Annotated in this window: 24 protein-coding genes; 11 read left to right on the top strand and 13 right to left on the bottom strand. The window is 58.4% G+C overall.

Annotated elements, in window-relative coordinates:
* The 3 genes from E1297_RS49265 to E1297_RS31495 form a co-directional block, all read right to left on the bottom strand.
* Positions 1–736 (bottom strand): hypothetical protein (locus E1297_RS49265; protein WP_196223449.1); only part of this gene is annotated, 736 nt, incomplete at its 3' end.
* A gap of 7 nt (positions 737–743) precedes the next feature.
* Entirely contained in the window at positions 744–1,367 is a 624-nt protein-coding gene (locus tag E1297_RS31500; protein ID WP_155145005.1) for an NUDIX hydrolase, read from the bottom strand.
* Between the two features lie 26 nt (positions 1,368–1,393).
* Positions 1,394–1,969: a GcrA family cell cycle regulator gene (locus tag E1297_RS31495; RefSeq protein ID WP_155145002.1), complete on the bottom strand. Its 576-nt coding sequence runs from the start codon at positions 1,967–1,969 to the stop codon at positions 1,394–1,396.
* A 127-nt stretch (positions 1,970–2,096) separates the two neighbouring features.
* On the opposite strand from E1297_RS31495, the gene E1297_RS31490 reads away from it, so the two are divergent.
* The gene (locus E1297_RS31490) at positions 2,097–2,900 is read left to right on the top strand and encodes an ABC transporter permease (RefSeq protein WP_155145000.1); all 804 of its coding nucleotides are present in this window, start codon (positions 2,097–2,099) and stop codon (positions 2,898–2,900) included.
* Here E1297_RS31490 and E1297_RS31485 read toward each other — a convergent pair.
* Both E1297_RS31485 and E1297_RS31480 read right to left on the bottom strand, forming a co-directional pair.
* Positions 2,897–4,132, bottom strand: coding sequence for an MFS transporter (locus E1297_RS31485; RefSeq protein ID WP_155144998.1), 1,236 nt, complete (start codon positions 4,130–4,132; stop codon positions 2,897–2,899). The two genes, E1297_RS31490 and E1297_RS31485, sit on opposite strands and share 4 nt — an antisense overlap.
* Before the next feature lie 107 nt (positions 4,133–4,239).
* Positions 4,240–5,124 (bottom strand): DMT family transporter, encoded by an 885-nt coding sequence (locus E1297_RS31480; protein ID WP_155144996.1) that lies wholly within the window; start codon positions 5,122–5,124, stop codon positions 4,240–4,242.
* Positions 5,125–5,415: 291 nt separating this feature from the next.
* Here E1297_RS31480 and E1297_RS31475 point away from each other — a divergent pair, with 291 nt between their 5' ends.
* The 3 genes from E1297_RS31475 to E1297_RS31465 all read left to right on the top strand — a co-directional run bounded on the left by E1297_RS31475 (position 5,416) and on the right by E1297_RS31465 (position 8,002).
* Entirely contained in the window at positions 5,416–6,603 is a 1,188-nt protein-coding gene (locus E1297_RS31475; RefSeq protein WP_155144994.1) for an aspartate aminotransferase family protein, read from the top strand.
* A 75-nt stretch (positions 6,604–6,678) separates the two neighbouring features.
* Complete coding sequence (gene argF, locus E1297_RS31470) at positions 6,679–7,605, top strand: ornithine carbamoyltransferase (RefSeq protein WP_155144992.1); 927 nt, start codon at positions 6,679–6,681, stop codon at positions 7,603–7,605.
* A gap of 52 nt (positions 7,606–7,657) precedes the next feature.
* On the top strand, positions 7,658–8,002 hold the full coding sequence (locus E1297_RS31465) for a 5-carboxymethyl-2-hydroxymuconate Delta-isomerase (RefSeq protein ID WP_155144990.1): 345 nt from the start codon (positions 7,658–7,660) through the stop codon (positions 8,000–8,002).
* 34 nt (positions 8,003–8,036) lie between these two features.
* On the opposite strand, the gene E1297_RS31460 is transcribed toward E1297_RS31465, so the two are convergent.
* The gene (locus E1297_RS31460; RefSeq protein ID WP_155144987.1) at positions 8,037–8,816 is read right to left on the bottom strand and encodes a DUF4239 domain-containing protein; all 780 of its coding nucleotides are present in this window, start codon (positions 8,814–8,816) and stop codon (positions 8,037–8,039) included.
* Positions 8,817–9,088: 272 nt separating this feature from the next.
* Between E1297_RS31460 and E1297_RS31455 the strand changes: the two genes are divergently transcribed.
* Positions 9,089–10,030, top strand: a complete 942-nt coding sequence (locus E1297_RS31455) for a pirin family protein (RefSeq protein WP_155144985.1) — start codon at positions 9,089–9,091, stop codon at positions 10,028–10,030.
* Positions 10,031–10,108: 78 nt separating this feature from the next.
* Positions 10,109–11,095: a 2-dehydropantoate 2-reductase gene (locus tag E1297_RS31450; protein WP_155144983.1), complete on the top strand. Its 987-nt coding sequence runs from the start codon at positions 10,109–10,111 to the stop codon at positions 11,093–11,095.
* Positions 11,096–11,109: 14 nt separating this feature from the next.
* Here E1297_RS31450 and E1297_RS31445 read toward each other — a convergent pair whose 3' ends face one another.
* The 4 genes from E1297_RS31445 to E1297_RS31430 form a co-directional block, all read right to left on the bottom strand.
* On the bottom strand, positions 11,110–12,588 hold the full coding sequence (locus tag E1297_RS31445; protein ID WP_155144981.1) for an inorganic phosphate transporter: 1,479 nt from the start codon (positions 12,586–12,588) through the stop codon (positions 11,110–11,112).
* Positions 12,589–12,678: 90 nt separating this feature from the next.
* Complete coding sequence (locus tag E1297_RS31440; RefSeq protein WP_155144979.1) at positions 12,679–13,137, bottom strand: NUDIX hydrolase; 459 nt, start codon at positions 13,135–13,137, stop codon at positions 12,679–12,681.
* A 178-nt stretch (positions 13,138–13,315) separates the two neighbouring features.
* A complete protein-coding gene (hrpB, locus tag E1297_RS31435; RefSeq protein ID WP_368669755.1) occupies positions 13,316–15,790 on the bottom strand; it encodes an ATP-dependent helicase HrpB in 2,475 nt (824 codons plus the stop codon).
* 21 nt (positions 15,791–15,811) lie between these two features.
* The gene (locus E1297_RS31430; RefSeq protein WP_155144977.1) at positions 15,812–16,525 is read right to left on the bottom strand and encodes a DUF3108 domain-containing protein; all 714 of its coding nucleotides are present in this window, start codon (positions 16,523–16,525) and stop codon (positions 15,812–15,814) included.
* Between the two features lie 83 nt (positions 16,526–16,608).
* Between E1297_RS31430 and meaB the strand changes: the two genes are divergently transcribed.
* The 3 genes from meaB (at position 16,609) to rpmB (ending at position 19,386) form a co-directional block, all read left to right on the top strand.
* Complete coding sequence (meaB, locus tag E1297_RS31425) at positions 16,609–17,586, top strand: methylmalonyl Co-A mutase-associated GTPase MeaB (RefSeq protein ID WP_155144975.1); 978 nt, start codon at positions 16,609–16,611, stop codon at positions 17,584–17,586.
* A 145-nt stretch (positions 17,587–17,731) separates the two neighbouring features.
* Complete coding sequence (locus E1297_RS31420; protein ID WP_155144974.1) at positions 17,732–18,868, top strand: Hint domain-containing protein; 1,137 nt, start codon at positions 17,732–17,734, stop codon at positions 18,866–18,868.
* Positions 18,869–19,098: 230 nt separating this feature from the next.
* Positions 19,099–19,386, top strand: coding sequence for a 50S ribosomal protein L28 (rpmB, locus tag E1297_RS31415; RefSeq protein ID WP_008756960.1), 288 nt, complete (start codon positions 19,099–19,101; stop codon positions 19,384–19,386).
* 72 nt (positions 19,387–19,458) lie between these two features.
* Here the strand turns inward: rpmB and E1297_RS31410 are convergent, their stop codons facing one another.
* Positions 19,459–19,878, bottom strand: coding sequence for a hypothetical protein (locus tag E1297_RS31410; protein ID WP_209016109.1), 420 nt, complete (start codon positions 19,876–19,878; stop codon positions 19,459–19,461).
* 527 nt (positions 19,879–20,405) lie between these two features.
* Between E1297_RS31410 and E1297_RS31405 the strand changes: the two genes are divergently transcribed.
* Both E1297_RS31405 and E1297_RS31400 read left to right on the top strand, forming a co-directional pair.
* Positions 20,406–20,747, top strand: coding sequence for a hypothetical protein (locus E1297_RS31405; protein ID WP_209016108.1), 342 nt, complete (start codon positions 20,406–20,408; stop codon positions 20,745–20,747).
* 41 nt (positions 20,748–20,788) lie between these two features.
* Positions 20,789–21,262, top strand: coding sequence for a copper chaperone PCu(A)C (locus E1297_RS31400; RefSeq protein ID WP_155144969.1), 474 nt, complete (start codon positions 20,789–20,791; stop codon positions 21,260–21,262).
* Between the two features lie 105 nt (positions 21,263–21,367).
* Here the strand turns inward: E1297_RS31400 and E1297_RS31395 are convergent, their stop codons facing one another.
* The gene (locus tag E1297_RS31395; RefSeq protein ID WP_155144967.1) at positions 21,368–21,976 is read right to left on the bottom strand and encodes an HdeD family acid-resistance protein; all 609 of its coding nucleotides are present in this window, start codon (positions 21,974–21,976) and stop codon (positions 21,368–21,370) included.
* Between the two features lie 79 nt (positions 21,977–22,055).
* Positions 22,056–22,751, bottom strand: a complete 696-nt coding sequence (locus E1297_RS31390) for an NAD-dependent deacylase (protein ID WP_155144965.1) — start codon at positions 22,749–22,751, stop codon at positions 22,056–22,058.
* Between the last annotated feature and the right edge of the window lie 27 nt (positions 22,752–22,778).

Below are 22,778 nucleotides of genomic sequence, written 5' to 3'. Positions count from 1 at the left end.
GGGGGACGCAGGCGTTTCCGACGGGCTCAATAAAGACACCCGGGTCAGCTATTTGATCGAACCGCCACCCCCGCGGTGACCAGTTGTAAACTGCCTCACCATCTGGGAAATTGACGATCATCAGTCCGTGGAAAAACCATTCAGATGTAGATTTGTAACCAGTTTTTTCAGTGTAAAACGAGAATCCACGTAGGTCCGAGAAACCACTGATTTCGGAACCTCGCCCGTGATGTGCGATGCAATAAGGAGATCCGTCAGCGATCCATCGTGCCTGAAACAGGATCATGGGAACAGTTAGCACCGACCAGAGCGCCGCGGCGGTTGACACTGACAGCCCTATTTTGACCCACCGAGAAGGAAACTCTCTGTCGCCAGTGCTGGACCAGATGAGAAAGCTGGTCGCCACTGCGATTGTCAGCGTAACCCCATGTAAAACCTGCGTGTTAGAGAACAGCGAAAACACACTGGAAGCCAAAGTAAGGATCAATCCGGCCATAATCGAAATTACTGCAAGTAAATTTGCTACAAGGCGCGGAAACCGCTTCATTCCCAAAAGGGCAAAGCAGGCAATCAACGCTGGTAGCATGGGGGTTAACCACGCGGACAAATACATGACCAACACAAAAAGCGGGAGTTGAGTCTCATTGTTTGGGGCGACCAACTGGTGGTTCAGAGGTTGCATGTAGGCCGCAAAAATCAGAGCGGCATAGATACATACAAGAACTTTGAACTTCATATTGCGTTCAGTCGAACTTAGTCCCGAGTGCATTCGAGCGATACCTCTCAAATGCAGCATCAATATCCGAAGACAGATTTCGGGTCAGGGACAACTCAGGCAATTCGGTTAAGTCAAAGAATGCCGCTTCGCTGGTTTCCTCTCCAGCCACCGGTTCGTCAGACCCGGTCTCATCACACAGAAAAAACAGCTTATAGAAATCCCGCGCGTCTGCCGGGTAGGGATGCCGCGCTTTGTGGCGAAGTGCATAGAGATGCCGCGCCCGCACACGCAACCCGGCCTCCTCCAGAACTTCACGCTCGATGTTTTCTGCCGGAGAACTGCCGATATCCGCAAAGCCACCGGGCATTGCCCATTTCCCGTCACTGCGCTCGCGCACCAGCAGGATCCGCTCATTACGGATAATCGCACCGCGAATATCGATGCTGGGCGTGGCATATCCTGCCGCGTGTTTGGAAATCAGACCGTCGATACGCGATAGCGGAACTTGCCCCAGATCAGCCAGCATGGCGCGGGCCATATCCGCGATCTCGTCGTATCGTTCGCGATCAAACGGGTCTTTGGTAAAGTGCTGGCCGGTTTCGGCCAGCGCCAGCAATCGTTTCGCCCGGGCAAGCCAGGTATCCTCCATCGCTGTCGGATCCTGGCGCACAGGTCTTACCGCCGCCGGTCGCGGCGCGAGCTCATGGGCTGGAAAGCCACGCCCACATGCGCTTCGCAATAGGGCTTGCCCTGTTCAACGGGCAGGCCGCAGAACCAGAAATCCTCTGTCGCGGGGTCACCCACGGGCCATTTGCATGTTTTCTCGGTCAGTTCCATCAAGGTCAGCTTCTTGGCTTTCTTTTCGACCTCATTCACCTTGGCCAGCGCCTCGGGGCTGATTTCATTAGCCGAAGGCTGCGGCGGCAGGGGCTGACCGGCCGGAATAATCTGGCGGCGTGGCGGTGTCGCCGGTTTCGCCTCGGCAGCCGGTGCCGGGGCCGGGCGGGCCGGTTCGGTCTTTGGCGTGGGTTTGGGCTTGGCCTCAGCCTTTGGTGCGGGGGCCGGTTTTTCCTTGGGTTCCGCCTTGGCCGGGCTTGCGCCGGTTGCGCGGTTCGACAGGCCCAGACGGTGCACCTTGCCGATCACCGCGTTGCGGGTCACACCGCCCAGTTCCTTGGCGATCTGGCTTGCCGACTGGCCTTCGCCCCACATTTTCTTTAGCAGTTCTACGCGCTCGTCAGTCCAGGACATCGTCAGCCTTTCAAAAAGCGGGAAAGCGGCCCCGGATTCGGGCCGCCTTCGGAATTCGTCTCAGCCCCCTATTCTAATCACTGCAGCCCGAGTTACAAGCTATCTTCGAATCAGTTGGGGGCAGAGCATGCAGAATCTTACAGATCAGGACACGCGCCGTTTTGGTGTGGTCAACTGGATGGGGCTGTATACGCTTGCGCAACGAGAAACTCTGCGGTTTCTGACTGTGTGGACTCAGACGCTTTTGGCGCCGCTTGTGACCGCCGGATTGTTCCTGCTGATCTTCAATATCGCCGTTGGTCCGGGCAGACCGGATGTAATGGGCGTGCCTTTTCTGACCTTCCTGGCGCCCGGGATCATGATGATGACGGTGATCCAGAACGCTTTTGCCAACACCTCTTCCTCGATGGTGATTGCCAAGGTGCAGGGCAATATCGTGGATACGTTGATGCCGCCGTTGTCGCCGCTGGAGATTCTGCTGGGCTATCTGGCGGGGGGTGTCGCTCGCGGAGTGCTCATCGCGTTTGTCGTCGCTGCGGCGCTGGCCCTGGTTCTTGGGCTGGTGCCTGTAAATCCGCTGATTGCCCTGCTCTTCGTCATCCTTGGCGGGGCGTTTATGGGTGCGCTGGGCCTGTTCGCCGGAATCTTTGCCAACAAGTTCGATCAGATGGCAGCGATCACCAACTTCATCGTCACGCCGCTGGCTTTCCTGTCCGGCACTTTCTACTCGGTTGACGCTTTGCCTCCGCTGTTGAACCGGATCAGCCACGTCAATCCGGTGTTCTACCTGATCGACGGGCTGCGGTATGGTATGATCGACGTATCCGACAGCTCGCCCTATCTGGGCCTTGCCGTCTGCTCGGCAGCGACCCTGCTGATCTGCGCACTGAACTGGCAGATGTTGCGGACCGGATACCGCCTCAAGGCCTAGGCTGGTTCTGCCAGTGATCCCGGCTGCAGCGGCACCCGGGGTCGACCCAGACGGGGGTGCAGTCGCGCTGCAACGGCCCATGCGCCAAACAGGGCAAACCCACCCGCAGCAAAGACACCAGCAACCGGAGTGACCAACAAGACCAGCGAGGCAACTCCCGGGGTCAGAATGCCCGAGACATCGCGGTAGCTGGAATAGATGGCTGACATTTCAGTCCGTTCCGACGGTTTGACCGCCATCAGGAAGGGCAGACCCGCGCAGATATCCAATACGATCAACCAGACCGATCCAAAGACCAGCGCCGCAACCGAGGCCACAGGCCAGCCGGAAATGAAACCAGCGGCAAGGAAGCACGCGGCACAGGCCGCAAACCCGACCCGTACAGCCGAACGCAGCGAACGCCCCTGCACCCACCGCAAGATCAGCGGGGCCACGAACAGCATCGCGTTGGTGACCGACAGCAAAATGCCGCCCAGCTGTTCCCCCAGACCGTTCTCAATGGCAAAGATCGGCAGGTACACCACGTAGATCCACCAACCGCAGGACCGGATCATCGCAAACAGGTAACCGGCAACCAGCCGGGGCTGAGCAAAGAAACGGGGCAGAAACGCCAGCGGGTTCTTGGCTTGCCCGCGTGCCTTGGTGATCAGCTTTCCGTTGCCCAACCGCATCGCCCAGAACATGATCAGCATGGCTGTTGCTGCAACGGCGCTAATGACAAAGGGGGCGGGGGCCCAGACCTCCATCAGCAATACACCGGCCATCGGGCCTGCGGTCCAACCTAAGGCACTGTAGAACATGCGGCTGGTTTCGCAGCGGCCCAGTTCGATTTTGCTGATGTAGTCCAGTACATAAGCGTTAAAGCAGATGAACGTCACAACCGCAGCCACGGTGTTCAGCGCAAGCGCGCCGACGACCGCCTCGGGGCTGCCTTCGATCGCCAACAGGGCACCGGCTATGAACATGACGCAGCCGGCGGAATAGGCCCATCTGCGCGGTACGAAACGGATTAGAAAAGGCACCATCAGCCCGGCGGCCAGCGAAACGATCCCAACCAGAAAATACAGGAATGAGACGGATGAGGCATCACCTAGTGCCCGGTACATGACCAGCGGAAAGACGGATATCAGGATGCCGCGAACAATGGCTTCGAATCCGGCAAGGATACCGAAATCACGAACAGACGGGGCTGGGGCATGGCGAACCCATTCGGGGATACGACGTTCATGCATGGCGCAATCTCTCTAATCAACTGCGCCCAAATTGCGCCATTCGATTTTTGATTCATGAGGGATTGCGACATGGGGGTCGCCCGCAGACATTCCGCAGGAAATTTTTGTTAGCTGGCTCTCGCGCGTGCCTCGCGCCAGACTAGGATCAACGCGCCGGTCAGGATGATGCTTGATCCAATGACGCTCACGATATCGGGCACAACCTCGAACACTGCAAAGTCATAGAATGCCGCGAAGATCAGCGTGGCATAGCTGATCGGTGCCACAAACGAAGCATCTGCCCGCGCCATGCCATTGACAAAACAGGCCTGCGCACAGGCCATCAGGACACCGATCCCCGCCAATGCGGCCCATTGTTCGGGCGTCGGAGGTTCCCAGACGGTCACCACCGCGACAGTGGCTATCGCTAGCCCCATCGAGTTGTTGACCAGCAGAATCTGGATGGGGATCTCCTTGCCCGAAAGCTTTTTGATAAAGATCAGCTCCATCCCGATCACCGCAGCAGCGGACAGCGCCAGCAGCGCTGCGGGCTGAAAGCTGTCAGGCGTTGGACGCAACAGGATCAGGGCACCGGTCAGGGCAACGGCCGCCGCCAGCCAGCGCCACGGACCAACACCTTCCTTCAGCAGCGGGATCGCCAAAACCATGGCAAACACCGGGTTCAGGAACGAAATCGCGGTCGCATCCGCGATAGGGATATAGGCGACCGAGGCAAACATCAGCGTGATCCCGGTCCAGCCAAAGGTCGTCCGGCCGATGTGCAAGCCCCAATGCGGTCGCCGCAGGGGCGGGCGCAGGATGGCTACGGCGCTGATGATGACCAGAAAGGCAAACATGAACCGGCCATGGCTGATCTGCATCGGATGCAGCGCCGGACCCAGCGTATCCGTGCCCAGCGCTTTGGCCAGCAGCGTGGTGCCTGCAATCAATGCGCTTGCCGCAAAGATCAGAATGGCGGCCAGCGCCGGATTATGGCTCTTGGGAACGAACATGCGTTAGCGGTGCGGCAGCCGATGCCAAATGGCAAGCCGGAAATGCAAAACCGCATCAGAATTCCGATACTACAGGATTTTGGGTTTTCAGATCGCATTCCTGTCGCTATACGGCGTCCCATGATCAAACATGCACATATCTTGCGCCTCCGACGCCGACGCTTTTTCGCGTAACCGGCCCGTTTGATCCTTTTGTGCTGTCCAAATCAGCGCAAATCCCACCAAATCAGTTGACGAACCCGGCCTCAGTGTATCAGTCACTGGGCTCAACCTATCGAAAAGGATGATCCGATGATCCCGTCCGTTTTGCCGACCTATAATCGTGCGCCCCTCAGCTTTGTGAAGGGCGAAGGCGCCTGGCTGACCGAGGCGGACGGACGACGTTTCCTCGATCTGGGGGCGGGCATCGCCGTGAACGCGCTGGGTCATGCACATCCGGCACTGGTCAACGCGCTGACCGAACAGGCGCATGCGCTGTGGCATGTCTCGAACCTCTACCAGATTCCGCAGCAACAGGCGCTGGCCGACAAGCTGGTCGAACATACGTTTGCTGACACCGTGTTCTTTACCAACTCGGGTACCGAAGCTTGCGAGCTGGCCGTAAAAATGGCCCGCAAGTATTTCTATGACAAAGGTCAGCCCGAGCGTGTTGAAATCATCACCTTCGACGGTTCGTTCCACGGCCGGTCCTCTGCTGGTATTGCAGCGGCCGGGTCCGAGAAGATGACCAAGGGCTTCGGTCCACTGTTGCCCGGCTTCGTGCATGTGATGTTTGGTGATCTGGACGGCGTGACCAATGCGATCACCGACAAGACTGCCGCCATCATGATCGAACCCATTCAGGGTGAGGGCGGTATTCGCCCGGTGCCCGATGCGGAACTCAAGGCGCTGCGTCAGATCTGTGATGACAACGGCCTGTTGCTGATCCTGGACGAAGTACAATGTGGTGTCGGCCGGACCGGCAAGCTGTTTGCATATGAGTGGGCAGGTATCACACCCGACATCATGATGGTCGCCAAAGGCATCGGTGGTGGCTTCCCGCTTGGCGCTGTTCTGGCAACCGAAGATGCAGCTTCTGGCATGACAGCTGGCACGCATGGCTCCACCTATGGCGGCAACCCGCTGGGCTGCGCGGTGGGGTGCGCCGTGCTGGATCAGGTGGCAACCCCTGCCTTCCTTGAGGGTGTGAACCGCAAGGCTGGCTTGTTGCGTCAGAAACTCGAGGGACTGGTTGCCGATCATCCCGAAGTGTTCGAAGAGGTTCGCGGCTCGGGCCTGATGCTGGGCATCAAGTGCAAGGCCACCAATATCGACGTCGTAAATGCCGGTTATGATAACGAGGTCATAACCGTTCCTGCCGCTGATAACGTGATCCGCCTGCTGCCTCCGCTCACGCTGACCGAAGACGACATCGCGCAGGCGATGATCCGCCTCGAAAAAGCGGCCAAACAGGTCGAGGCCAGCCTCGCCACCGCCTGATCCTAGTCTTTCCAAAATACTCCGGGGGGCCGGGGGCAGCGTCCCCGACTCTCGATAGCTAAAAGTGACAGTGAAATGAACCACTTCCTCGATATACACAAAACTGATGCAGCCGATCTGCGGGGCATGATCGATCAGGCCGCGGCGATGAAGCAGGCGCGCCTTGGTCGCCCCAAGGCAGCCCCTGATGACGAACAGCCGCTGGCAGGTCGCATGGTCGCCCTGATCTTTGAAAAACCATCCACCCGGACTCGCGTGTCTTTTGACGTGGGCGTACGTCAGATGGGCGGTCAGACCATGGTTCTGTCCGGCAAGGATATGCAGCTGGGCCATGGCGAGACCATCGCGGATACCGCGCGCGTCCTGTCGCGCTATGTCGACATGATCATGATCCGAACCTTTGACGAAACCATCCTGACCGAGATGTCGGAATACTCCGATGTTCCCGTCATCAACGGCCTGACTGATCGCACCCACCCCTGCCAGATCATGGCAGATGTTCAGACTTATGAAGAACATCGCGGTCCGATTGCGGGCAAAAAGGTAGTCTGGACCGGCGATGGCAACAATGTCTGCGCCTCATTCCTGCATGCGGCGGGCCAGTTCGGTTTTGACCTGACCTTCACCGGTCCGGCCCAGTTCGACCCCGAAGAAGAGTTCATGGGGCTGGCGCGGCAGAAAGGTTCGAAAATCGTGGTCGAGCGTGACCCGTACAAAGCCGTAGAAGGCGCTGATCTGGTGGTTGCCGATACCTGGGTCTCGATGCACGATTCCCAGTCGGCCAAGGAACGCCGCCATAACCTGCTGCGTCCGTATCAGGTGAATGCCGAACTGATGTCTCACGCCAAACCTGACGCGCTGTTCATGCACTGCCTGCCTGCGCACCGCGAGGAGGAGGCTACGTCAGAAGTCATGGACGGTCCAAACTCGGTCATCTTTGATGAGGCCGAAAACCGGCTGCACGCCCAAAAGGCGGTTATGCGCTGGTGTCTGGGCGTGTAAAGCTGTCATCGGGCGGGTCCCCGCGGCCCGCCCCCACATTCCGGAGCAATCCATGCCTCACGTGACCCTTGAATTTTCCGAAGGCCTTGAACTGATTCATGACTTTCAGGTGATCTGCAATGACCTCTTCACCGTTTTGGCTGCACATGAAGAGTTCGACGCCGACGCGTTGAAAATTCGGGCCACCCCTGTCGCGTTCTACCGGATCGGGACCGATCCCCAGACATTCGTCCACGCCACGCTGCTGTTGATGCAGGGCCGCAGCGAAACCACGCGCGCAGCGCTCAACGCTCTGATCCTCGACGCGCTGGCTTCGGCCTTGCCAGGGGTCGGCAGCATCACGGTGCAAGAGGTCGAAATGAATCGAACCACCTACGCAAAGCGCCTGTCACGCTGACGACTGGTTCTGCCGCCGACCAAGGTTCTTTTTGTTATCCCTGTGCGCTGCCCGGGGGAACAAGTGGCTGAAGGTAATGATCAAACAGGATTTGCAAGGCTACAGGCTGGGCCCCGCCAAACTCTGAAAACGGGTAGTCAAAGCTGTTGATGAAAAACAGCACGGTGCCAACGTAGCCCGCATAGATCGTCAGCAAGATCATGTTGCCAAACACCGGCGGGAAAGCCAGAAAAGACGCGGCAATTGCGGAAATCCCGACAAAGGTGATGACCCAGAATGCCGGATTGACATCGGTCAGGGCCACGATCTCACGCGTACTGCGCTCATCCCCAACCTCGGAAATTTGTGTCAGCATCCGATTGCGCAACCACCTCTGCCTATCATCCGGGGCGGGCAGGTTCAGGATGGAATCGTAAAGCTTTGCCCAGAGCTGATCCGCATTGGGGCTGAGCTGCTTGTTAACATCCAGCAAGGGCCATTCGACCTCAATCACCTCATGTACATACAATGCAATATCACGCTGCAGTTCGGTTGCTTCGGGGCCGCCATACTGCTTCAGGTCGTGAAACACGCTTTCAAGCTTGTTTGCCTCACGTCCGATTGTCTGGTTCAGCTTGTTCAGGTTGGACAACTCCTGAGAAAACACCAGCGCCAGCATCAGGCCCAACAGTGCAGCCATGCGAAATGCGGTGGATGATGCCAGCTCCTGCGATTCCAACACCCGGTGTTCACCAAGCACGTAGCGCATCAGAAAATAGCTGCCGAAGGTCAGCGCGAATGTGCCGCCGACAAAGAGAATACTGCTGAAGATCAAGGGTAATACGTCCGGTTAGTTGTCTTGCTTCCGGCGACCTTAGCCAGCAGGTTCAATCAGGGAAAGAGATTTTGCGTTCTGATAAGATGTTTATTTTCAGGACGTTCTGGCAATAACCCCATCGTGCCACACCTGAAGTCAGTCTGGACAGTACAGCGAAGGTCATCGCGATCCGCACCCGATCTGTGCGTGCGCGCACTTTATGAGATCCCGGCTCGCATTATCTGTGAATTCATGAATTCAAATCCCGGATCGAGATGGAGAGATCAGTCATGAGCTGGAACCCGAGTCAAAACAGCGCCCTCGACACGCTAATCATCCCACGAGCCCGCGATATCGGCGGTTTCGAGGTGCGACGTGCGCTGCCCTCTCTTCAGCGTCAGCTTGTCGGTCCTTTCATCTTCTTCGATCAGATGGGGCCGGCCGAGTTCATTACCGAAGGCGGCATCGATGTTCGTCCGCATCCCCATATCGGCCTTGGCACCGTAACCTATCTGTATCAGGGCGAGTTCGAGCATCGTGACAGCCTTGGCACACATCAGATGATCTATCCGGGTGAGGTCAACTGGATGGTGGCTGGCCGGGGCGTGACCCATTCCGAACGCACCAGTGACGAAACCCGCAGCAAGCGCCACAGCTTGTTTGGCATTCAGACCTGGCTTGCGCTGCCCGAGGCGCACGAAGACATGGCACCGGAGTTTGAGCATCATAAACAGGGGGCCTTGCCACATATTCAGGATGCAGGTGTCAGCGCGCGACTGATCCTTGGGTCTGCGTATGGAGAAACCAGCCCGGTTTCGATGCTGTCCGAGACTTTTTATCTGGATGTGCAGCTTGAACCCGGTGCCTCGTTCCCATTGCCCGACGATCATGAGGACCGTGGTGTCTATGTCACTCAGGGTTCAGTTGAGGTTGCTGGCGACAGTTTTGATGCGGGTCATATGATGATTTTCCGGCCCGGCGACCATCTGTCAGTCAAGGCTGGCCTTGAGGGCGCGCGCCTGATGCTGCTGGGGGGCGCGACACTAAATGAAGAACGGTATATCTGGTGGAACTTCGTCTCTTCCTCGAAGGAAAAGATCGAAAACGCGACCCGTGAATGGAAAACCGCCGATTGGGCCAACGGCGCGTTTCATCTGCCCCCCGGTGACGATCAGGAATTCATCCCGATCTCGGCCGAACTTGAGCGTACCCGCCCGCGACTGGCGCGCTGACGTCAGCTCTGCGACGTCACGGTAAGCTTGCCTGCACGAGCAGTCCCGGCAATCCTCTTCCGAAAGGGGAGGGCGACCATGAAACTTGTCATCGCAGGTGCGGGCAGCATTGGCTGCTATTGCGGTGCTTTGCTCGCAGATGCAGGGCATCGGGTCACGCTGCTGGGTCGCGCCCGCGTACTCGATCCAATACGTGAGCAAGGTCTGACGGTAACCGATTTCTCGGGTATGAGAACCACGGTCCCGGCCGATGGTCTGGTGCTGACCGAAGACCCCGCCTGTCTGGCGGATGCCGATGTTATCATCGTGACGGTCAAAACCGGCGCAACGGCTGAGATGGCCAAGCTGATCTCTGACCATGCGCCCAAGTCGGCACCTGTCTTATCGTGGCAGAATGGAATGGAGAACGCCCGCACATTGCGCGCGTCGTTACCAGATCGTGATGTCCGTGCAGGCATGGTGCCATTCAACGTGGTGCCAACAGATGCGGCGACTTATCACCGCGCAACCTCGGGCGATATCGTTATCCAGAACGGGCCGGGTGTGCTGGCTGATCAGCTGAACAGCCCCAGCCTGCCAGTTACCGAAAGCAAAGATATCGAGGCGGTGCAGTGGGGTAAGCTTGTCATCAACCTTAACAATGCGCTCAATGCACTGTCCGGTCTGACCTTGCGCGAACAACTTATGGACCGCAACTGGCGTCGTCTCATGGCGGATCAGATGACCGAAGCTTTGGGGGTTCTCAAGGCTGCAGGGCATCCTGTCGCCTCAACCACGCCGTTGCCTGCATGGATGACGCCACATATCCTGCGTCTGCCTACGCTCCTGTTTAGTCGTATCGCTGCCAGGATGCTGACCATTGATCCCAATGCGCGTTTGTCGATGGCCTATGACCTGATGGCAGGCCGTCCGACCGAAATCGACAGTCTGCAAGGTGAAATCATCCGGATCGGCGCTGATGTGAATGTGCCGACCCCGAGCTGCGCGCGCGTTTCGGAATTGATCAAAGAGACGCCTCAGCAGCCGCTGACCCCCGATCAGATTCTGTCGGAGGTCGCCAGCTGAGGCTGACCGATTGTTTAGGTGAATGCCGTCAGCAACCAGAAGATCGCAGCTGACATGACTGCCGCTGCCGGAACTGTGATCACCCAGGCCGCGACAATAGTCATGAAGTGAGACCGCCGTACCAACTTGCGCCTCTGGTGTTCTTCGCGGGCCAGTCGCAGGTCAGCCGGGCGCTGACGGTTCGACTTTTTCCAACGCTGATCGGCGTGCCATTCGCGATAGAAACCAACGCCAAATACCGCACCGACAGCGATATGGGTTGAACTAACGGGCAGCCCCAGCCAGCTGGCAACGATCACGGTAATAGCTGCTGACAAAGCCACACAGAAGGCTCGCATCGGGTTCAGCTTGGTGATCTGACTGCCGACCATCCGGATCAGCTTGGGTCCGAACAGGAACAGGCCAAAGGAAATGCCGAAGGCGCCGATGATCATGACCCATGTCGGGATCGCCACCTTGGCGGCGAAATCACCGAATTCGGCCACATGGACGATGGCGGCAAGCGGACCAACCGCGTTGGCCACATCATTGGCGCCATGCGCAAAACTCAGGAATGTGGCCGAGATCACCAGCGGCAGGCCAAACAGGGTTTTCAGGGACCGGGTGCGGTTCTCCAGCCCTTCTGACTTGCGCCGGACCCATGGCACCGTAACGGCCCAGGCCAACGCGCCCGAGGCAAAGCCGATCAGGATCGCGATTTCCAGATCAACTTTCACGATCCGCTTCAGGCCCTTGACGGCCAGATAGGTGGCAAACGCCCCTGCCATAACGGCCACAAGGATCGGAACCCAGCGGCGTGCAGCAGCGATCTTGTCGTCCTGATACTGGATTTTGGCCTTGATCAACGCCAGAAACAGGGCTGCGATTACGCCGCCCAAAACCGGTGATATGACCCAGCTGGCCGCAATCGCGCTCATGGTTCCCCAGCTGACCGCGCTAAAGCCGGCCGCTGCGATACCCGCGCCCATGACACCACCGACGACCGAATGGGTTGTCGATACCGGTGCACCGATCCAAGTCGCCAGATTGACCCACATCGCAGAAGAGATCAGTGCCGCCATCATCGCCCAGATGAAGACTTCGCTGTTCTGAACCGACATCGGGTCGATAATGCCCTTTGAGATGGTCGAAACCACGTCTCCGCCTGCTAGCAACGCGCCCGCGCTTTCCGCAACGGCGGCAATCGCGATCGCTCCGGCCATGGTCAGCGCATTCGCCCCCACCGCCGGGCCCATGTTGTTGGCCACATCATTGGCGCCGATATTGATCGCCATATAGGCGCCGAACGCAGCGGCGGCGATAACGATCATGCTGCCGTCGGCATGCCCGAACAGCACAGCGGCCGACAACCCGGCCAGAGCAATAAAGGCCAGCGCAATACCAGGCGCCAGCATCGGACGTGCCACATAGGCGTTAGCGCGTTCAACGCTTGTGATGCGCTGAAGATCGCGGTCCAGAGCCTGCCAGCGGGATTTGGATTGTGTATCGGACATCGGTCTGCGGGTCAGTTGTTTCGGCGCCAGCGCGCTATATGGTTATGCGGCCGGGAGCAAGTGCGATGTCATAAAATTGTAGTGATGCTGTTACATCTGAAGCAGCAGATCACGCAGCTCCGGCTCCTGAACCCGTTCGGCCGCTACGTCAGGAGAAACCCAGACCCGCTCGCGCTGATGCGCCTCGGGATACTTGTCGGACAACTCGGCGACACGAACGTGATAGACACTGGTCAGAACAGGTTCAGCCGTCCCATCCTTGAGCACCTTGTCATAGGTGTAGTGACCCATCGGCTCTTTTTCCGCATCGGCAACCCGAACACCGGCCTCTTCCCAGGCCTCTTGCAGGGCTGTTTCCGATCCATCCAGACCGTCAATTGGCCAGCCTTTGGGGATGATCCAGCGCCCGGTGTCCCGGCTGGTGATCAGCAGAACATCGTCACGATCCCCGGCTTTTCGTGTGCACAAAGCTGCAAACTGCACCCGCCGGGGGCGCAGGAATAGCGGTCTTGCGACCTCATCCCATATTTTACGCAGCTTTTTCGCCATAATTTGTCGTCAGTTCACGCGTATGTTCCAAAGTTCATGTCACATAACAATGAACAACGTATTTCTCAAGTTTCGTGTTGGAAATCGCAGTTTTTCGCCCGAATTTTGTTACATATATTCAAATATGTGGGAAAATCCCACGCACAAGGTGTGTTGTGGGTGGGCTTTTTGGCCCGCGTCAGTCGCGTCTGCGTTTGGCCCGCAATGTCGGGTCTGCCTGAGTTGGGTCTTCGGGCCAGGGGTGTTTGGGGTACTGCGCCCGCATATCCTTGCGCACATCCGCGTAAGAACCTGCCCAGAAACCGGGCAGGTCGCGGGTTATCTGAATGGGCCGCTGCGCTGGTGAAAGCAAGGTGATTTTAAGAGGCTCACCGCCGACCACAGGGTGTTTGGACACACCAAACAGCTCCTGCAACCGAACCGAGATTTCGGGCACGGCCTTGCCGTAATCAATCGGCAGCTTGCGCCCCAGCGGGGTCACGAAAGAGGCCGGAGCCCGACGATCCAGCTCCTGCATCTGCTCCCAGCTCAAGCGAGTCTGCAATGCTGGCAACAGGTCGAACCGTTTCCAGTCCTCTGCATTGCGGACACCTGACAGCATCGGCAGCAGCCAGTCCTCCAGCTCTGATAGCAAGCCTTCGATTGAAAAATCGGGCAGTTCCACGCCATCGGCACGCACCATTTCGACCCGCGCGGCCAGACGCGCAGCAGCGCCGTCCAGCCTCAGGCCCAAATCCCGTACACCATCCAGCATGGCCCGCGCTATCGCTTCATCCGGCACGTCTTTCCAGATGCGATCATCCAGCGTGATCGCTCCGAACCGCTGTTGCCTGCGCGCGATCACCCTGCGTTCGCGTTTGGACCATTCACAGCTTTCGACCCATTCGATCTGATCGGCGAACAGGTCACGAATTTCACTTTCCGAGATTTGTACGGCCATCCGCAATCTCGCCTCTCGCGGATTGCCATCGGTGTCGAGCGCCACCAGATAGGGCGCTCCGGCCAACGTGTCACCGCTGTCCATTACAACACCTTTTCCACCGGACAACACGTAACGCGGAACATCCCCCTTGCGGCGCTGACCAATGCGATCCGGATAAGCCAGCGCGGCCATGGAGGCCGGGCTGAAATCGTTCCTTACCTGTCCGGCTTGTGCTTTCAGTCGCTTGGATTCCTGCTTGATCCGATCCACAACCGCGGGGTTTGTCTGCCATGGCCGGTTCTTTCGAAAGGCGCGCATGTCCCGAACCGCTTCCAGCCTCAGGTTCAGATCCACAGGCGCGCCCTTTAGCGGATCCCGATCGGCCATCAGGGCAGCCAGCTGCGCTGCATCCGTGCCAGCTGTAACCAGCATATGGCCCAGTCGTGGGTGCAAGGGCAGCGCAGCCAATGCCCGCCCATGATCCGTAATTCGACCTTTGCTATCCAGCGCCCCAAGCATGCCCAGCAGCGATCGCGCCTCGGCCATCGAGCCTTCGGGCGGGGTGGTCAGAAAGGCCAGATCACCCGCACCGGCACCCCACAGAGCCAACTCCAGCGCCAGCCCGGTCAGGTCAGCAGCTTCGATCTCGGCCGGAGGAAACGCCGCCTGCGCGCCTTCCTCACCCTTGGACCACAGCCGATAGCTCAGCCCCTCGGCCACACGCCCGGCGCGTCCGGCACGCTGGGTTGCTTCGGCCCTTGTCACCCGTTCAGTCACCAGCCGCGACATGCCGGACCCCGGATCGAACCTGGCGCGCCGGGCCTGTCCCATATCCACAACCACCCGAATATCGGGAATTGTCAGCGAGGTTTCGGCAATCGAAGTCGCCAGCACCACCTTGCGCCCATCTTTGACAGGCGCTATCGCTGCGCGCTGGGCGGCAAAGGGCAGGGCGCCAAATAGCGGGCGCACCGCGCATCGATCGGGCAATCGTCCGGTCAAGGCCGTCTCGGCCCGCCGTATCTCACCCTCTCCGGGCAGAAACACCAACATGCCCCCGCCAATGTTACGCGTCTCGCGCTCGGCCTGTACCACCAGATCAACCAGCGCATCCAGCCGCCGCGCCTGTATGCCCAGCGGTCGGTCAAGCCAGCGCGTCTCAACCGGATAGCTGCGTCCTTCCGAGGTCACCAGAGGGGCGTTCATCATCTTCCCCACCGGTTCGGCATCCAGTGTGGCCGACATCGCCAGCAGGATCAGATCGTCCCGCAGCGCACCGGCCACCTCAAGGCACAAGGCCAGTCCCAGATCCGCGTTCAGCGATCGTTCGTGGAATTCATCAAAGATCACTGCGCCGACGCCCGGCAGGTCCGGATCCGATTGTAGCATTCGGGTCAGAATGCCCTCGGTCACCACCTCGATACGCGTGGCCTTGGAAACCTTGGCCTCACCCCTCACGCGATAACCGACTGTCTCGCCCGCGCGCTCTCCCAAGGTTTCGGCCATCCGTTCGGCCGCCGCGCGCGCTGCCAGTCTGCGCGGTTCCAGCATCACGATCTTGCCCTCGCACAGACCGGCCTGCAGCATTTCCAGGGGAACCCGCGTGGTTTTGCCCGCGCCCGGCGGGGCCTGCAGCACCGCGCGGCCATGGCTGCGCAGGGCGTCTAGTAGTTCGGGAATGGCGTCATCAATGGGCAGGCGTGTCGTCATCCGGTCCTTATCGGTGATCACGCCTGTGGCGTCCAGCGAAGGCTACTTACGCACGACAACGGCCGGGCCATAGATCGTCTTCGCCTCGACCCGCATTGCCCGCATGATGTCACCTGAACGCGCGTAGGTTACCAGAACCGGAAAGCGGCTGCCCTGCCGCAGATCACCGGGTGGATATCCGGCCAGCCGTGTGAAGTGCCCGCTGCACTGCACCATATCACCGGAATTGCTGCGCCGTGTCAGGGCGATTTCAGTGAGCCGTTCGCCGTCAAAGATCTTCTGACGCAATGTGCACAGTTCGGCCTCGCGCTGATCACGCAAAACCATGAAGATCGCCGTCAGAGGATCGACAGCCCCGCGTTGCTGTGCATCGGTCACGGAATGATCGCTGACTTCGCCAACTTTCGGCCCACTCGCGCGCGCAATCCCCCGGGAATAGTCCAGTCGTACCCGCGATTCCCGCTGACCGGTGTCCATGTCCTCGACATATCTTTTGGGCTGAAACTGCGCGCCTTTGCGTCGGCCGGTGACCTCCAGAATAAAGCGCACCCGCTTGATTGTGCCCGCAAGCCCCGTTGTTCCCAACCGGCCTGTCACGGCGTAACGCGTCTGGTTGATATCGGAACTCAACGCCATTTCGCCCACCTTGACCCCAAGGGCGCGCAACGCAAATTGGCTCTGATTGACCTCTGCAAGACCGGTAACCGGCAGCATGGCGAGTATCAACGGAAACACACGTATAAAAACAAATGACATTGGATGAAATTCCTCGTCGGTCCGGGCTGGACAAATCGGTTCCGGGGGCGGCAAGTAGTCATGCCGTTAAGATTGGGGGCAGTATGCACATAGACAGCCTAGGTGACAGGATTTTGAACGGGGATCGGCGGGCACTGGCCCGAGCGATCACGCTGGTCGAAAGTAAACGCGCTGATCACCGCGAACAGGCTGCGCAGTTACTTGACCAATTGGCGGGCAGTGGCCGCCAGTCGCTGCGGATTGGTCTTTCAGGAACCCCAGGCGTGGGTAAATCCACGTTTATCGAGAGCTTTGGCATGATGCTGACAGGGCAGGGGCTGCGCGTCGCGGTTCTGGCTGTCGATCCCAGTTCGGCCCGCTCGGGCGGCTCGATCCTCGGTGACAAAACCCGGATGGAGCGTCTGAGCCGCGAGAAGAACGCCTTTATCCGCCCATCCCCCAGTCAAAGCCATCTGGGCGGCGTCGCCCGCCGCACGCGCGAGGCCATCGCGCTGTGCGAGGCCGCGGGATTTGACGTGGTGCTGATCGAAACTGTGGGCGTGGGGCAGTCTGAGACCGTTGTGTCCGAAATGTCCGACCTGTTCCTGTTGCTACTGGCACCCGCAGGCGGGGATGAGCTGCAAGGGGTCAAGCGCGGCATCATGGAAATGGCCGACATGATCCTTGTGAACAAGGCCGACGGTGATCTGAAGGCCACGGCGACCCGCACCTGCGCCGACTATGCCGGGGCACTGCGCCTGTTGCGCAAACGGCCACAGGATCCTGAGAGTTTTCCCAAGGCCATGACCGTTTCAGCGGTTGAGGAACATGGGCTGGAACAGGCGTGGGAAGAGATGCAGGCCTTGACCGAGTGGCGCCGCAGCAATGGTCATTGGGATGCAAATCGCGCCACTCAGGCTCGGTTCTGGTTTGATCAGGAGGTGCGCCATGCCCTGCTGGCCAGACTGGAAACACCAGTTGCCCGTGCCGAGATGGATCGCCTTGGCACTGAGGTTGGTTCAGGCAGTCTCAGCCCGTCTGCTGCTGCGGATCACATGCTGAGCATCCTCGCAACAGATTGAATTCGCACGACTGTCAGAGGTAGTTCGTTCGCTCAGAAACATGTATTCTGTATGCGTGTTCAATCTTTGGTTGCTCAGATTGCCCGGCTAAGTGCGTTTGCTCGGGTAGTTTGATCGCAGCCGATGCTAACGGAAACTGCCGACAATGCCCAACATCACCGGGACAAATGGCGCTGACAATATTGATGTCACCGATAACAACGGGACACTGAACGGTACCCCGCAGGGGACGCCGATTGATGACATTCGGGCCCGTGGCGGGGCAGACCAGATCAATGTGACCAACAGCACCATTTCAGGCAGCGTTCGTGGCAATGCCGGAAATGATGACATAACTGTTTCCGACAGTTCGATCGGTGGGCAACTCAATGCCGGGCGGGATGACGATACCGTCAATGTTCAAGGCTCAAGTATCGGCAACATCCGGTTGGGACGTGGCAACGATACTCTCAATTTCAGCAGCACAAACGTCTCCGGAGATGTTCGGGGTGGCAATGGAACCGATGCGCTTAACCTGCCCGAAGGCACGGTAGTCAATGACAGCACATTTGGCACCTTCACGGTTGTCGCCGGAACCAGCTATTCCCTTTCCGGGGGCACCTTTACTCTGCCATCAGGGATCACCGTTACTTACAGCACCTTTGAAACAGGTACCGGCTTTGTCTGCTTTACCCGTGATACTCTGATCTTATCAGAACGCGGTCCGGTTCGCGTGCAGGATCTGCGCACCGGCGATATGATCCCGACCAAAGGTCATGGGATGCAACCACTCCGCTGGATCGGTCGCCGCCGCTTTGACACCGGTTCGCTTGAAGATAATGCCAAGCGCCGCCCGGTTCGTATCCTTGCCGGGGCGCTGGGCGGTGGTTTGCCAGAACGTGACTTGCTGGTGTCGCGCCAGCACAGGATGCTGGTGCAGTCCAAGATTGCCGAACGTATGTTCGGAGCATCCGATGTGCTGATCCCGGCGATCAAGCTGATTGCGCTGCCAGGAATCTTTGTCGATGAGACGGTCGAAAGTGTTGAGTACTTCCACCTGCTTTTCGATCGTCACGAGATCGTCTTTGCCGAAGGCGCTCCAAGCGAGAGCCTTTATACCGGGCCGGAAGCGCTCAAATCCCTGAGCTCTGAAGCGCGGCGTGAGATCTTTGATATCTTCCCGGAACTGGCCGAGATGAACTATACCCCCAATCCGGCCAGCTATATTCCCAAGGGCCGCCAGCAGGCGCAGCTGGTCGCGCGGCACCTGAAGAACAACAAGCCACTGTTGCAGGCGATCTGAGGGCATTTGGTACGCTCATAGCCTTGCTTCATGTATTCTCGGTTATGTAGAACTAAGCCGACGGCAGGGAATCTGAAATCCCGGCAAAAGATTTCGCCCCGCCCGTCTTGACCCTCCGTGCGATTCCCACTACACGCATCCAACCAGTTTTCGGGCGCGACTTCGGGTTGCGCCCCTTGTGATTTGGCCGAGGGCGTTATGCCCGGCCACCAGAAACAAAGGAAGAAACCATGTCGCGCCGTTGCGAACTGACCGGAAAAGGCCCGATGACTGGCAACAATGTCAGCCACGCCAAAAACAGAACTCGTCGTCGTTTCCTGCCCAACCTGAACGACGTTACACTGCAGTCGGAAACACTGGGTCGTGGCGTTAAGCTGCGCATCTCGGCAGCTGCTCTGCGCTCGGTTGACCACCGTGGTGGTCTGGACGCGTTCCTGGCGAAAGCCAAGGATGATGAACTGTCCGCGAACGCACTGAAAGTGAAAAAAGAAATCGCCAAAGCACAAGCTTCGGCATAACGCTTTTTCACAGCGAAATTTCGAACCCCTGTTCCTGATGGAGCAGGGGTTTTTCTTTGTATGTATCGGTCTTCAGGGGGTCTGCAGCCTGAATTTCTGAAACCCGGCATCATCATATGTGACCATACCCTCGGATACGGCACCAAGCCGCCGCAGGGCGCCCAGATTGCGCCGGGTTGGTGGCAGCAGAAAGGTTACCGAGGATATGCGCGGATCATTACGGGCAAATTCCAGTGCCTTTCGTGTGATGGCATTCCCCAGCCCAAACGAATCTGCAGTCAGAACCAGCCCATAATCCCAGTCTTTGCCTTCTCGTTGGAAACCGCCCCAGCCGACATAGTCCCCCCTGTGAAGGATAGCCCAGTGCCCCAATCCGTCGCGTTTCCAGTACATTTCTTTGGCTGTGACAAAGCTCTGCACCTGAGCTGAATCCCAGGGCGATGTCATCAATGGCAGATGTGCCGCCACGCGGGGATCAGACATGTGCTTCATGATTCTGTCCGGGGAAATCTCAGGCAATCGCACAAATTGAATGTCGTGTGGATCGATAGGTTTCATGACTATGATTTAGCTGATTTCGGCGTCGCTGCCAGCCAGTCTGGCATATACCCATACGTGGTGGATCAGGGTGAATTATTCCAAACTGTGAATAATAAGGGGTGCTACAGTGATATTGTTCACATACGATATGCTGAATTTGAATTATGTCTAAGCTTATTCAGAATCGGAGGCCATATTCATGCCTGTAAGACTTACTGAAATTCTGGCAATTCCCTCGAAAATTTTGGTCGAGGCAGTCAGAACCTGCACCGTTATCCAGCGAAGGGTAAATCGGCTGCATACAAGTATGACGATAGATCCGACCAACAGATCGGGCCTTGATAACCGGTAACAAAATCTGCCGGATACTGAATAACCAGACGGGGAATATGGCGCAGTTGGCCAAACTGTCTCAGCACGCCGATTGCGCTTGAAGCCCCGTCTGGCCTGGGCCTATACCATTGGTCGAAATGGTATCGATGCTTCGGAAATCACTGCCTTTTGTATTGTCTCTGCTTTTGGTTCTGACCGGGCAGAGCGTTGCAGCGTCACGTGGTGTGGATGCTGCCGTCGGGCAGATGGTTCTGTGCACGGGTGAAGGCCCTGTCGTCGTCTACATGGACGAAAACGGCCAGCCGACCAAACCACCTCATTTCTGTCCTGAATTTGCTCTGACTTTGCTGGGCGCTATTGCGGTTGCACAACCCGGGCTACCTGAGGCTCCGGATCGTGTACTGCCCTCTCCCGCGCATCGGGTTGAAAGCCTGATCGCCGCGCCGCGGCCTTCACAGCCCGCGCGGGCACCTCCCTTTTCTGTCTGAACTCCACTCAATCTGTCAGACAATTCAAAAGGAGAAGGCAAATGACCTTCAAATCCACTCTGCTCGCCGCGCTGGCCTCTGCAACACTTGCCACCGCCGCTTTTGCTGAAGAAACGATCAAAATCGGCGACGCCTATGCCCGGTCTTCGGGGAAAACAGCCAAGGCGGGCGCAGCTTTCATGATGATCGAAAACACTGGCGACACCGATGATCGTCTGATTGGTGTGTCGTCCGATGCTGCCGGTCGCGTTGAGCTTCATACACACATGATTGATGACAATGGCGTCGCGAAGATGATGCATGTCGAAGAAGGCTTTGCCATTCCGGCAGGTGAAACGCACATGCTGCAGCGTGGCGGTGACCACGTCATGTTCATGGGGCTGTCGCAGCCTTTTGAACAGGGTGCGATGGTTCCGGTGACTCTGGTCTTTGAAAACGCTGGTGAAATCGAGGTTGAGATCCCCGTCGATCTCGAGCGTCAGGACAGCGGTGCCCACGGCGGGCATTCGAACTGAGGCAACGCCTGTCTTCAGGCCGCGATGCGGCCCTCATTCATGCGTCAGGCCGGGCAATGCCCGGCCTGTTTTCGTTTTGATGCGTAGGTGTCAGATCGCGGCTGTCTAGCGATTGATGACGCGCATCCCAACACGGTCTCCAGCTGACTTGAAGCGCGCAGCCATGAAGAACATGACCGCAGCAAAGGCCAGCGCCGAGAACGCAATCGCCCAACCCAGTGCGACAAGCCCGCTTCCCGGCCAGAACATCAGCACCAGCCCGATGATAAGCGCCACGACGCCTGAATTCCGCACGGTCGCACGTTCCGGGTCCGAGGTATGCATTTGTCCAATCGCGATAAGCGAGCCGATCCCGATGATAAGCGCCCAGGCGCCCAGCAGGAAAAATGTGATCCTGGCAACACCTTCCGGCCAGATCAGCAGCACCAGTCCGATCAGAACTGCACCGATCCCGATACCCCCGACAAGCCCCCGGCGACCAAAGCCCATCAGTGTAAGCGCACCGTCCAGAACCAGAAGGGCACCAACCAGACGCAACAGCAACGAAATGCTGCCCGTGGGCCAGAACAGCGCTGCAATCCCGACCAGAGCCGCCAATATCCCGCGCAACAGGAAGGTCCACCACAGATTGGCCAGATTTTCGCTGAGCGCATCCCGGCCCGCCATGCTGCCATCATCGACGATTTCGCCGTCTTGGGTTTCGTTTTCAGTCATGGGTCTCCCCCAGCTTGTTGAGTTCTCAGCATAAACGAGAAATTGGTGAAATGTCTTCTACCTTCGCGAGGGGCCGCTTCTATCGGCGACCCAGCAGCTTGGCGACCCATTGTGGAACAGTTTCGGTTGCCGGACCAAAGCGGGTTTCGTCAAAGCTGGACACACCTGCAGACGGTTCCAGATTCAGCTCGATGGTGCGCGCGCCGGATGCGATTGCCTCATGCACAAAGGCTGCAGCAGGGTAAACCTGACCCGATGTGCCGATTGCGGCAAAGACGGATGCTTCGGCCAGATGGTCATAAATTTCGTCCATGCGATAGGGCATCTCACCAAACCACACCACGTCCGGCCGGGCGGTTGGTGCGGCGCAAGCCGGGCAGGGCTCGCCTACAGCCATTTCCGGAGGGGCGGTCCATCGGTGTCCGCACGCCGCACAAAGCGCCCCGGCTAGAATACCGTGCATGTGGATTACATCACTGGCTCCTCCTGCTTCGTGCAGGCCATCCACGTTCTGGGTGACGATGATGACCTCACCCGGCCAGTCCTGTTGCAGGCGTGCCAACGCGACATGAGCGGCGTTTGGCTCTGCCTTCGCAGCCTGTACCCGGCGGGCGTTGTAAAAAGAGTGCACTAGTGCCGGATCGCGCGCAAAACCCTCGGGCGTGGCGACATCTTCGATCCGGTGTTGGGCCCACAGGCCACCCTCATCACGGAAAGTACCCAGACCGCTTTCCGCCGAGATTCCGGCTCCGGTTAGAATGACGATCTTTTCCATTTCACCTCCGCGCGATAAACCATGCCC

The sequence above is a fragment of the Roseibium sp. RKSG952 genome (assembly GCF_009711355.1).
The sequence above is the reverse complement of the archived record's forward strand: the minus strand, read 5'-3'. Positions and strand labels throughout refer to the sequence as shown.